This window comes from Clostridium sp. AM27-31LB, from assembly GCF_003480745.1.
Classification (GTDB): domain Bacteria; phylum Bacillota; class Clostridia; order Lachnospirales; family Lachnospiraceae; genus Butyribacter; species Butyribacter intestini.
This window is the reverse complement of the sequence record NZ_QUJS01000002.1, coordinates 398842-412234: the sequence shown is the minus strand read 5'-3', so window position 1 is coordinate 412234 and position 13393 is coordinate 398842. Positions and strand designations below refer to the sequence as shown.

The 13393-nt window shown below is 34.8% G+C and carries 9 protein-coding genes; 8 read left to right on the top strand and 1 reads right to left on the bottom strand.

What is annotated here, in order from left to right; genetic code table 11:
* The first annotated feature begins 135 nt into the window (after positions 1 to 135).
* The 7 genes from DW721_RS05430 to DW721_RS05400 all read left to right on the top strand — a co-directional run bounded on the left by DW721_RS05430 (position 136) and on the right by DW721_RS05400 (position 10360).
* Positions 136 to 2409 (top strand): GGDEF domain-containing protein, encoded by a 2274-nt coding sequence (locus DW721_RS05430; protein ID WP_182436221.1) that lies wholly within the window; start codon positions 136 to 138, stop codon positions 2407 to 2409.
* A 30-nt stretch (positions 2410 to 2439) separates the two neighbouring features.
* On the top strand, positions 2440 to 4629 hold the full coding sequence (locus tag DW721_RS05425; RefSeq protein WP_118745079.1) for an ATP-binding protein: 2190 nt from the start codon (positions 2440 to 2442) through the stop codon (positions 4627 to 4629).
* A 41-nt stretch (positions 4630 to 4670) separates the two neighbouring features.
* The gene (locus DW721_RS05420) at positions 4671 to 6473 is read left to right on the top strand and encodes an aminopeptidase P family protein (RefSeq protein WP_118745078.1); all 1803 of its coding nucleotides are present in this window, start codon (positions 4671 to 4673) and stop codon (positions 6471 to 6473) included.
* An 89-nt stretch (positions 6474 to 6562) separates the two neighbouring features.
* Positions 6563 to 6988, top strand: coding sequence for a hypothetical protein (locus DW721_RS05415; RefSeq protein ID WP_055941791.1), 426 nt, complete (start codon positions 6563 to 6565; stop codon positions 6986 to 6988).
* Complete coding sequence (locus DW721_RS05410; protein ID WP_118745077.1) at positions 6966 to 8039, top strand: hypothetical protein; 1074 nt, start codon at positions 6966 to 6968, stop codon at positions 8037 to 8039. Before DW721_RS05415 ends, DW721_RS05410 begins: the two co-directional genes overlap by 23 nt.
* Before the next feature lie 48 nt (positions 8040 to 8087).
* On the top strand, positions 8088 to 8963 hold the full coding sequence (gene cdaA / locus DW721_RS05405) for a diadenylate cyclase CdaA (protein ID WP_022014004.1): 876 nt from the start codon (positions 8088 to 8090) through the stop codon (positions 8961 to 8963).
* Positions 8964 to 8977: 14 nt separating this feature from the next.
* The gene (locus DW721_RS05400) at positions 8978 to 10360 is read left to right on the top strand and encodes a CdaR family protein (protein ID WP_118745076.1); all 1383 of its coding nucleotides are present in this window, start codon (positions 8978 to 8980) and stop codon (positions 10358 to 10360) included.
* A gap of 139 nt (positions 10361 to 10499) precedes the next feature.
* On the opposite strand, the gene typA is transcribed toward DW721_RS05400, so the two are convergent.
* Positions 10500 to 12332 carry a translational GTPase TypA gene (gene typA / locus DW721_RS05395; RefSeq protein ID WP_118745075.1) on the bottom strand — a complete coding sequence of 611 codons (1833 nt, stop codon included), beginning with the start codon at positions 12330 to 12332 and terminating at the stop codon, positions 10500 to 10502.
* A 339-nt stretch (positions 12333 to 12671) separates the two neighbouring features.
* Between typA and DW721_RS05390 the strand changes: the two genes are divergently transcribed.
* Positions 12672 to 13304: a single-stranded DNA-binding protein gene (locus DW721_RS05390; RefSeq protein WP_118745074.1), complete on the top strand. Its 633-nt coding sequence runs from the start codon at positions 12672 to 12674 to the stop codon at positions 13302 to 13304.
* The last annotated feature ends 89 nt before the right edge of the window (positions 13305 to 13393 follow it).

Genomic DNA, 13393 nt, shown 5'->3' with positions numbered 1-13393 from the left:
TTCTTGGGGAGCAAAACGCTGGTTTTTATAAAAAAAAACAATACAATTTTCATTCAAAAAGAGTTATAATATAATACATATGCAGTAAAGTAACAAGTTATGGCATCATTATGGAGAATATATTTGGAGGAAGATATGATAATTGTATTATTTATTATCTGGATTCTGATTCTTATCGGATTGTTATCATGCATTTACAGATGTAAATACATAAATACAGATATTTCAAACTCAATAGGAAAATTACTTAAGACTTCAGTTGTGACAGTTTGTGGTTATGTACTTTTCTTAAATGCATACAATAAAAATGCAGGCTATCTATTTGCTGCTTTATATTGTGGTTCAATTGACTGGCTGATGCTTTTCTTTTTGAGATTTTTAAAGATATATACGGACTTTACATATTCGCATAAAAAGATAAAATGGATTATGTATTTTATTGCAATGCTTGATGACATAAATCTGCTTTTAAATGTGAAATTTAAGACGGCATTCTCAATAGGTCGGATATGTTATGGAAAGACAGGCTTTAATTATTTATGCAATTTCAAACCATTATTCTATTTGCATTTAGCCTTTTCATATTTGCTTATAGCATTTGTTATTTTATTGTTGATAAAAAAAATGAGGGAAGTGCCACAGTTTTACAGAAAAAAATATGGAGTTGTTTTATTTACGCTTGCGTTTGTTATTGTTTTAAATGCAATGTACATATATTCCGCAATAGCAGTAGATATCTCAATTCCGTTATATGTTCTTGAAGCGTTTTTAATAAGTTATTATGCACTTAATTTTATGCCGGCGGGTCTTGTTGAAAAAACACTTTCGCTTGTTGTGGATGATATGAACAGTGGTATAATCTGCTTTGATTTTCAGGGAAAATGTATATACGCAAATCAACTTGCAAGAGATCTGTTTGAAGTGCAGGATGATATAAGAATTTTTGAAAAATATCTGCCTATATGGCTTGAAAGAAGACATATGGATGGGGAGGAAGCGTCTGTATGGACAGAGGGACATATATATAAAGATGAAGAAATATATATAAAGGCTGAGTTCAAAAAAATATATGATGATAAGGATATGCTTATCGGATACTACTTCTGTATGAGTGACAGAACAAATGAGATTGAAAAGTACAAAAGTGCAGTTTACAGGGCTACTCATGACAATCTAACAGGTATATATACGCGTGAGAAGTTTTATGACAGAGTAAATGAAGTGATACATATGAATCCTGACATAAGGCGTCTTATCATTTGTACCAAAATAAATAATATACAGATGATAAATGATCTTTTTGGAATTGAGATGGGAGATGAAGTATTAAAACAGCAGGCTGAAATATTAAAAGAAAAAGCGGGAACAGAATATGTCTACGGCAGGCTTATAGGGGATAAGTTTGCAATGTGTGTTCCTAAAGAACTGTTTGATATAGATAGTTTCGTGCAGAAAAATGCAAAGATTAGCAGACATTATCATAACAAGCTGTTTGGAGTATGCATAAATATAGGAATATATGAGGTGAATGATGTTGATGAGCCGGTTTCTGAAATGTGTGATAAGGCTTATATTGCTATTGAAAATGTCGAGAAAAATAGTGAATGTAATGTTGCATATTTTGATAATGATATGATGGACGAGATAAGTTTTGAGAAGGAGCTCATAAAGGATTTTGATACTGCTCTTAATGAAAGACAGTTTAAGATTAATCTTCAGCCAAGAGTATCAAAATCCGGCAGAATTCATGGAGCAGAAGTGCTTGTAAGATGGGAACATCCTAAAAAAGGGTTGATAATGCCAGGGCGTTTTATCAGTATATTTGAAAAGAAGGGGCTTATATATCAGCTGGACGGCTGGGTATGGGAACAGGCGATAATCCAGTTAAAAAGATGGAAAGATATGGGAAAAGAAAATCTGTATCTGTCGATAAATATTTCGGCAAAAGATTTCTTTTATCTTGATGTGTATAAAATTCTTACCGGTTTAGTCAATAAGTATGAGGTTGATCCGTCAAGACTTAGACTGGAGATAACTGAAAATGTTCTTATGACTGAAACAAAAACAAAACTAAATGTATTGTCTGCACTTAGAAAATTTGGATTTAAAATAGAAGTAGATGATTTTGGAGGTGGTTATTCTTCACTAAATATGTTAAACAGCAACCTTATAGATAATATTAAATTTGATATAAGACTTTTTAATGATAATATAAATGATGAAAAAAAACTTGCGGTACTTGACGCTACAGTTTTATTGACTGAAAAAATTGGCAAAGGTCTGCTGGTGGAGGGTGTTGAGAAAGAGGAAGAAGCAAATCTCATTATCGGACATGGATGTGAGATGTTTCAGGGATTTTATTTTTCAAAACCATTATCTGTTGACACATTTGAAAAGAAATTTTTGTAATTTTTGGGTTTTGAGAATTGGAGGATATATATGACATTTAAATATGAATATGATATAGCGGCTGCCGTTGTATTAGTTATTCTTCTTGTATATAATTATTTTATCCCACAGGCACGCAATCTTGAGGTAAGACTGTTTAGATTATTTCTTTTGTTTGGATTTATAAGCAGTATTGCAGATGCTTTGAGTGGAATGGTAGTATCCATATATTTTAAAGAAAATGTATGGTTGAACTATATCTTTATGTGGGTAAATTTTGCTGCAACTCATTTTGTTGCACCAATTTATTGTATGTTTGTCATAACAATAACAGGCAAATATAAAAAAATGCCTGAAAAAGAATATATATGGCTCATGCCAGCAGTATTAGTACAGCTTTTGTTAGCGGTCTCACCTTTTACAAAATGGGTATATATATATTCGGCAGAGCATGGCTATCACAGGGGGATACTTATGCCTGGTGTTGTGGCAGTGTCAGTTTTTTATCTTTTAAGTGCCTCATTTATAATATGGTTTAAGGGAAAACATCTCGGATTTTACTATCAGTTTATTTCATCGTTTTTTTTAATCGTCTGCATTGCATTTTTGTATATACAGATGTTTGTAGGAGGATATGTTTTACTTGATGCGGCTATGGCGATAAGTGCATTTATCATACAGCTTACGCTGGTACATCCTAAAATGATGCGTGATGCAAATGAAAAAGAAAAGGTGGCACGAAAAGCTGCCGAAGCTGCAAATGCAGCAAAATCATCATTTCTTGCAAATATATCGCATGAACTCAGGACTCCGCTAAATGCGATTTACGGCATGACGGAGCTTCTTGAAAAGGATAACCTTAATAGCACACAGGATGATTCGGTGAAAACAATAAGATCTGCCAGCGAAAAACTTATTTCAATAGTTGATGATCTTTTAAATTATTCTAAGATAGATTCGGGAAAAATTGGTATAAATGAATCTGAATACCAATTTGTGACGCTGCTGTGTAATGCAGAAGACTATATGGAGGAACAGCTTGCAGGCAGGGATATTGATTTTGAGGTTAATATAGGTGCTAATATTCCAAAGAAACTGTATGGAGATTATGAAAAAGTATATTCTATATTAAAGAATATCCTCAGTAATGCATCTAAGTTTACTGAAAAAGGAAAAATAATATTAGATATATCCTTCAATACATTTACCGAAAAAAACATAAAGATAACATTTAAGGTAAAAGATACCGGAATCGGAATAAAGCCTGCTGATATGAAAAAACTATTCAAAAGTTTTAGTCAGGTTGATGACGGAGTAGACAGAAAAGCACAGGGAACAGGCATCGGACTTGCACTGTCGAAGAGACTTGCAAAACTCTTAGACGGTGATATATCAGTTTCAAGTGAGTATGGATTTGGAAGCAGTTTTGAAATAAATATTATGCAAAAATACATCGAACTTGAAAAGCTGCCTAATGTCAGTGAGGCTGTTGATTATAAAGTATATCTTTATACTGATGAGTATGAACTGAAATGGCATATCAGCAAAATATTTTCACAGCTTGGAATATCAGTAATACTGGTACATAAGATAAGCCAGCTTGAAAAAATATCAGTTAAAAATCCAAATAGCATGAAAACGATATTGCTGTATTCATACAATATAAAGAAAAAAATAGATGCTTTGAAGCTTCCGTTCAGGACTATCGCAATAGCCGATTATGTCAAAGATAAATCGGTGTATAAAGAAAGGAATGTTTTAGTTAAACCGGTTGATATACTTAAAGTCAGAGAGTGTATTTTCGAGCAGATGTATGATATTGTTTTTAAAGAGACAAGGAATACGGATGGCGAATTTGATCTCAGCAATGTGCATATTGCACTTGTTGATGATAATAAAGTAAATCTCAGGATAGAAGCCGCATTGTTAAAGGATTTTAAAGTCAAGATAGAAACATTTATGAGTGGAGAAGCGATACTAAAAGCGTATAAGTATGGAAGAAAATATGATATTATCTTTATGGATCATATGATGCCGGAGATGGATGGAGTGGAAACGACAAAACGAATAAGAAAACTTCCCGGTGGAGATGGAAAAAATGTAAGAATAATCGCATTGACGGCAAATGCCATTCAGGGAGTTGAAAATGAATATATTGCTGCAGGAATGGACGACTGGATATTTAAGCCTGTTAGACAGGAACAGTTAAAGAAAATGATATTAAAACATCTCAAGATGTGAATATAGGTATAATAGGTATAAGCTTGAAAGGAATTTGTAAAATGAAAACCGTAGTAGAAAAACTTGAAAATCTTAGAAATAAAATGAAAGCAAATAATGTGCAGGCATATATTATTTGCACGGAAGATTATCACGGCTCAGAGTATGCCGGTGATTATTTTAAGGAAAGAGAATATATGTCAGGTTTTACAGGCTCGGCGGGAACTTTAGTCATACTTTATGATGAAGCTGCATTGTGGACTGACGGCAGATATTTTTTGCAGGCGGAGGATGAGCTTTCAGGGAGTACGATAAAGCTTATGAAGATGTTTCAGACGGGTGTACCTGCGATTGAGGAATATCTTTATGATAAACTTTCAGATAGTGACAGGATTGGTTTTGATGGCAGAACATTAACTACAGCATTTGCCGAGAAAATATATAACAAGGTGTCTTCTAAGAATATAACATTTAAGTATGATATTGATCTTGTTGGTGAGCTTTGGAAGGACAGACCAATGCTTTCTAAAGAAAAGGTCTGGAAGCTCGATGAAAAATATACCGGTTTACATTCCTCTCAAAAGTTTATAAATGTACGTGCAAAGATGAGTGAGAATGGTATTGATACTTTGATTGTATCAGCACTCGATCAGATAGCATGGCTTTTAAATCTTAGGGGAAATGATGTGCTTTGTAATCCCGTATTTCTTTCGTATATGATGATATTTAGGGATAGAGCGGTCTTATATGCTGCCAATGAGATTTTTGATGATGGAATTTTGAGTTATCTTAAAGAACTCAATGTAGAAGTAAGAGATTACGACATATTTTATGATGAGTTGAAAAAAATTGATAAAAACAGTAAAATACAACTTGACTATGCTAACTCGAATTATTGCACAAAAATGTGCATACCGGCAGATGCTTTCGTGTTAAATAAAAAAAGTCCTATTATTTTAATGAAAGCAGTAAAGACAAAGTGCGAATATGAAAATGAGAAAGCAGCCCATATAAAAGACGGAGCTGCGGTTACAAAATTCATGTACTGGCTGCAAAAAAATGTCGGAAAAGAAAAAATTACTGAGATAAGTGCTGCTGAGAAACTTGAACAGTTTAGGTGTGAGCAGGACGGTTATCTGGGAGCTTCTTTTACGCCTATCATGGCATTTGCCGAGCACGGTGCGATTGTTCACTATTCTGCAACAGAAAAGTCAAATGCGGTTCTCGAACCAAGAAGTTTTCTACTCTCGGATACAGGTGGACATTACATAGAGGGAACTACCGATATAACGAGGACATTTCCTCTGGGAAAGCTAACAGAGGAAGAAAAGAAAGCTTATACTGTTGTGTTGACTGCTCATTTGAGATTGGCAGCAGCAAGATTTCCATATGGAATGACGGGAACACAGCTTGATGCCATAGCGAGAGAGCCTTTGTGGCAGCATGGAATGGATTTTAATCATGGAACAGGACATGGTGTCGGATATATTTTAAATGTTCATGAGGGACCAAACGGAATAAGCTGGCAGATGAGAAATAAAAAACTGCCATATGCAGTATTTGAAGAGGGTATGATAACTTCAAATGAGCCCGGCTTTTACCAGGAGGGAAGATTTGGAATCCGTCATGAAAATCTTATTTTGTGCCTTAAAGATAAGAAAACACCTTATGGACAGTTTATGAGATTTGAAAATCTTACATTTGTCCCGTTTGACTGGGATGCTATTGATGTAAGATATATGACTGAAAGTGATGTTTGCAGGTTAAACAGGTATCACAAAGCCGTATATGAAAAAATATCACCGTTTTTAAGTGAGGATGAGAAAATATGGCTTGAGGAAAAGACAAGAGAACGCCTTAAATAGTTGTGGTACTTTTGATAAGTATTAAAAGTGAGATGTCCGGAAAAAATATTGATATAATATATTCAAAATAAAATTGAAAGGTATTAAAAATGGTAAATGAAGACAAAGTAAGAATAATGACGGCAATGGCAAGAGAGGAAAAAAAATATGGCAGTGAGATTACGGAAAATATGCAGTTCTTTAAAAAGGATTATGTCCGCAGTCATGTACTTGCTGTATTATGGAGTTATACTATAGCATATTTGTTGTTGTTTTTTCTCATAATATTTTATAATATAAATTATATACTGCTGAATTTTGTTGTGATTGATTATCTGACAGTTGGAATGGTTATGCTGTTTTCATATGCACTGTTATTTTTTCTATGCGTGCTGATATCAAGGATACATTACCTGGAAAAATATGAAAATGAGCACAGGATATTGGAAGAATATTATGACAATGTACTAAAATTAAAGAAAATTTATGCTGAGGACGGGAAGGAGACAGAGGATGTCAATACTGCTGGAAATTAGGGATTATATTCAAAAATTTTATCAGAAATATGCTGCCGTATTAAATGTAATATTGCGGTTTTTAGCAGCATTTATTACATTTTTTGCGACAAACCGTGTAATTGGATTTAATCCGTATCTTGACCATACATACACGGAACTCGTTTTTTCTGCTGTTTCAGTGGTGTTTCCTGCACAGATATTGTTGTTTTTTGAAGCAGTTTTTATAACATTGCATATACTATATGTTTCACATTATCTTGCATTTGTCACAGCTATATTTTTTGCAATCCTGTATTTTGTGTATGTAAGATTTATACCAAAGGACGGATATGTTATTTTGTCAATGCCGGTACTTTCTTCATTTGGGGCACCGTACATACTTCCGATACTGCTTGGTATTATTGCAGATCCGATAGCAATAATACCTGAGTCGATAGGTGTGATAGTCTATCATTATTTACAAAATGTTATATCAGTTGTAAGTACCTCCACCGAAGACAGCATCAATCTTTACCACCTTGTGCTGAAACAGACATTTAAAGATAAAGAACTTTATATAATACTAATTGTTTTTTCAATAGTTACAATATTTGTTTATTTTATCAGAAATTCAAAAATAGACTATTCTTTTGAAATAGCAATCATAAGCGGAGGTTTTTTAAATACAATATTGCTTTTGTTTATGAACTTTTTTATGGATATAAATATTAATGTTTTCAGATTTTTTATAACAATGATATTGTCTGTTGTATTTGTATGGCTGGTGCAGCTTTTCAGACTTTCGCTAAATTATGCAGGCGTGGAAAATCTACAGTTTGAAGATGATGAGTATTATTATTATGTGAGGGCAGTTCCCAAAAATAATATTACTAAAGCTGATAAAAATGTCAAAAGATACAATGCTCATAATTTTATAAGACATCATGACGATTCTCAGAATATTACGGAAACAAATAAAGAAAATGAAGAACATAATGATTCAGCAGGTGAAGATTTTGACCATAATTTTGATTTTACGGTATCACTTGATGATGAATATATAAATAATATTGAAAAAAAAGAGAAATAGATATAAAATATATATCATAAAAAGCGATTAAAATGACATGGAGGAACAATGGAGGCTGTATTTTCATTACTTAAAGAGTATTTTTATGTATTATCTTTTCCAAAAGTTGGCTTGACTGACATTTTAGAAATATTGATAATAGCGTTTACTATATACCATGTGAGTTTATGGGTTAAAAAAACCAGGGCATGGGCACTTGTAAAAGGTATATTGATATTATTTTTATGCTATATCATTGCATATCTTTTGGATATGAGTGTGATTTTATGGATATTTAATAAAACACTTGCCATAGGAATCACAGCATTGCTTATCGTGTTTCAGCCTGAACTCAGAAAAGCACTTGAAGAACTTGGAAAGAAAAATATCGTTCGTTCTATCGTTCCTTTTGACGAGCAGAAAGACAAGAACAAAAGATTTTCGGACAAGTCCATAAATGAGATTATTCGTGCCACGGTAGAGATGGCTAATGTAAAGACCGGTGCACTTATAATACTTGAAAAGGATATTGTACTTTCTGAATATGAAAGAACAGGTATAAATCTGGATTCGGCAATAAGTTCCCAGCTCCTTATAAATATATTTGAACATAATACACCGCTTCATGATGGTGCCGTTATAATAAGGGGTGACAGGATAGTGGCGGCAACCTGTTATCTGCCTTTATCGGACAATCTTGGGTTGTCTAAAGAACTCGGTACAAGACACAGAGCAGGAGTTGGCATTAGTGAGGTAAGTGACAGCCTTACTATAATCGTTTCGGAGGAAACAGGTAAGATTTCTGTTGCCATAGGCGGAAAGCTTTTAAGAAATGTAGATGGTGATCTTCTCAGAAAGCAGATAGATGAATTGCAAGGTAATACATCTGAGACAAAGAAACGATTCAGAATTAATTTTCATTCAAAGAAATCAAAGCAAAACTAAATCGGGGGTTGATTATGAAAGAAGAAACAAAGAGTATTTATTTGAAAAATCTTGGCATAAAAATTGTTTCTGTTTTGCTGGCAATGATCATATGGATGATAATCATAAATATTGATGATCCGTATAAGACGAGAACATTCAGTGTAAATGTAGAGACAATAAACGAAAGTGCACTTCAATCGGTAAACAAGGTATATGAAGTAATCGACGGCAATACAGCAAATGTCAAAGTACGAGGCAAAAAAAGTGTTGTAGATAAATTAGAGGCATCTGATATAAAAGCTACGGCGGATCTTTCTGATCTTTCTGCAGTAAATGCAGTTGCGATAAAACCATCGCTTATGGTGAATGTTTCGTCAGAGGTGACTTTAGAGTGTGATCAGGTTCTTAAAGTATCGCTGGAGGACAGAGCGAGCAAACAGGTTAAGATCAATGTTATTACGGAAGGAAATCCACAGAAAGGATATAGTATAGGCGAGTGTATTGCAAAGCCAAATATGATAGAAGTATCCGGAGGAGAATCAGCAATAAATCAGATAAAAACAGTTAATGTTTATCTTAATGTAAGCAATGTATCTGATGATTTTACGAAACGGCTTACACCGGCGGCATATGACTCAGATGGAAACAAGATTACATCAAGTACGCTGACTTTCAGCTATGATACCGTAAAGGTCAGTGCAAGTGTATTAGAGATAAAGAAAGTTCCTGTGAAAGTGAAGATAATCGGAAAGCCGGCAGAGGGTTATCGTTATATCGAGACAAACTGTCTGCCTAAGGAAGTTGAGATAGCAGGACGCCCAAGAGTGCTTTCTAATATAAGTGCGATTCTGATTCCGGTTGAAATATCAGGTATGAACAGCGGTTCAAGAAAACTCGAACAGGATATTATGGTAAGCGATTATCTGCCTGAAAATGTTACAGTGCTTGATGAGTATTCAACAGTATCTATCAAGATAGTCATAGAACAAATGTTTAAGAAAAAAATACAGATTGCATTGAGTGACATAACATTCGGAGGGCTGGAAGACGGATACGAAGCTATACCGGAATCAGACTTGTCTAATATATATATAATGGTTGCGGGAACTGCTTCAGAACTTAAAAAACTTAATACTAAGACCGTAAATCCATATATAAACTGCCGTGGACTTGATGACGGAACATATTCGATAAGACTTCAGTGTGATGTGGGAGATGAATGTGAAATAATCAGCCAGCCTAAGGTTAAAGTGCGGATAAAAAAGAAATCTTCTGATAACAAAAATGATGAAGAAAATAAAGTCAGTGCAACAGGCAAGCCTAAGGCAACAAGCAAGCCGACACCGCAGCCGACACAGGAGAGTACGGATACCGGTGATGACGATAATGATAGTGGAGCAGATGAAGAGAACTAAATAAGTAAAATATAAAATAAGGTTAATGAAAATAAGCCAGAAATCAAATTTAATGATTTCCGGCTTGTTTTGTTATGAAATATATGGAATTTATGGGATAACGAGTACAAATGTACTCATTTTAAATTTGATGCACTTACTATTTTGTATTTTTCTTAGAACGGAATCTAAGTGTTGAATCAAGTATTTTCTTACGGATACGAAGATTTTCAGGAGTAATCTCAAGTAATTCATCTGTATCAATAAATTCAAGTGCTTCCTCAAGACTTAACTTCTTTGGAGGAATGAGCTTGAGTGCATCGTCTGCTGAAGAAGAACGTGTATTTGTAAGATGTTTTGTCTTGCATACATTCAATTCAATGTCTTCTGCCTTTCCATTCTGACCGATAACCATACCGGCATAAACTTTTTCACCAGGTCCTACAAAGAGAGTACCACGCTCCTGGGCACTGAACAATCCATAAGCAACAGTCTCGCCAGACTCAAATGCGATAAGAGAACCCTGCTTTCGATATGCAATATCACCCTTATATGGACCGTATTCTTCAAACATTGTGTTGAGAATACCATTTCCTTTAGTGTCTGTCATAAACTCACCACGGTAACCGATAAGTCCTCGTGATGGGATGAGGAACTCAAGTCTTGTAAATCCGCCGCCAATAGATGACATTCCCTGAAGTTCACCCTTACGGTTGCTGAGCTTCTGGATAACATTTCCTGAGAAATCGTCAGGAACATCAATATAAGCACGCTCCATAGGCTCTAACTTTTTGCCGCGTTCGTCTGTCTTATAGAGAACTTCTGCCTTACTTACGGCAAATTCATAACCCTCACGGCGCATATTTTCGATAAGTACTGAAAGATGGAGCTCACCACGGCCTGAAACCTTAAAACTGTCAGTATTTTCAGTTTCTTCAACTCTTAAACTTACATCATGGTTTAATTCGCTGAAAAGTCTGTCACGAAGATGTCTTGAAGTGACAAATTTTCCCTCCTGACCGGCAAGCGGGCTGTCATTTACTATGAAATGCATTGCTATTGTTGGCTCAGAAATCTTCTGGAATGGGATTGCTACGGGATTTTCAGGAGAGCATAAAGTATCTCCGATATGAATATCTGCAATACCTGAGATGGCAACGATAGAACCGATACCTGCTTCTTTGACTTCCACTTTATTAAGTCCGTCAAACTCATAAAGTTTGCTTATCTTTACACGCTGCATCTTGTCTTTATCATGATGATTCACGATAACAACATCCTGGTTTACGCTGACTTTTCCATTGTCCACTTTACCGATACCGATACGACCTACATATTCATTGTAGTCAATAGTGCTGATAAGCACCTGTGTTCCGGCATCAGGATCACCCTCAGGGGCAGGGATGTAGTCAAGAATAGTCTCAAAGAGAGGAACCATGTCTTTTCCTTCTTCATCCATACTGTAAGATGCGATACCTGCTTTTGCTGAAGCATAGATAAATGGGCAGTCAAGCTGTTCCTCGCTTGCATCAAGGTCGATGAATAATTCAAGCACCTCATCTACAACTTCGGCAGGGCGTGCTTCCGGACGGTCTATTTTGTTGATGCAGACAATAACCGGAAGATTAAGTTCTAAAGCCTTTTTCAGAACGAATTTAGTCTGAGGCATAGCACCTTCAAAGGCATCGACTACAAGTACAACACCGTTTACCATTTTAAGTACACGCTCAACTTCTCCACCAAAATCAGCATGTCCCGGTGTGTCAATAATGTTAATCTTAGTATCTTTATATGTGATAGCAGTGTTTTTAGATAAGATAGTGATACCGCGTTCTCTTTCTATATCACCTGAATCCATTACTCTTTCAGCGACTTCCTGATTAGAACGGAAAACACCACTCTGTTTGAGCAGCTCATCTACCAATGTAGTCTTACCGTGGTCTACATGGGCGATGATAGCAATGTTTCTTATATCCTCGCGTTTAATATTCATTATATTGCCTCCATTATTAAAATTTCATACAAAAAAGTTCACAGATATTTATTATATCGAAAAAAGTCGTTATATACAAGATATAAAAATTAACAAAAATGTAATCAAAAAGAGAATAATATAGTGTAAAATAGTTATTATCTTTTAAAATATCAAAAATATATGGATATTTTTGTAAAAAAGATGTATTTTATAATAGAGATGTCGAAAAATGATATACTTAAATAGGGAGATAGGGGGAATTTACTGTTCTAAAAAAGATAAAATGTCATATAATTTATTAAAACAAAATACAAGCGGGTCATAACACACCTGCAAAATAATGGAGGAAAAGAAAATATGTTGGATAAAGTGTTTACGAATAACCAGGTAACTATTGCAGGAGAAGTTGTAAGTGATTTTACTTTCAGCCATGAAATCTATGGTGAGAATTTTTTCTTAGTGAACATAGCGGTAAGCAGACTCAGCGATTCATGTGATATTATTCCGGTTATGGTATCAGACAGACTTATGGATGTTAAGGGCGATTATAAGGGATGTATCTTACAGGCAAGCGGTCAGTTCAGATCCTATAACAGACATGAGGAGACTAAGAACAGACTTGTTTTATCAGTTTTTGCAAGAGAGGTATCATTTGTTGAAATTCCGGAGGGAGAACAAAATCCTAACCACATATTCCTTGACGGATATGTATGTAAGAAACCGGTATATAGAAAAACACCTCTTGGCAGAGAGATAGCAGATGTATTGCTTGCAGTAAACAGACCGTATGGCAAATCAGATTATATTCCATGTATCTGCTGGGGAAGAAATGCAAGATATGCAGACCAGTTTGAAGTTGGTGCACATGTTCAGCTCTGGGGCAGGATTCAAAGCAGGGAATATCAGAAAAAGATTGATGAGGAAGTTTATGAAAAGAGGATTGCATATGAGGTGTCAGTAAGTAAACTTGAGTATCTCTCAGAGGAATGACAATCTTATTTATAAGAAAATTTATCAATGAACCTTGTGACAGGTTCAGCTTAAAAGTTTCTGACGAAACTAAGAAAAATGAGGTTAAG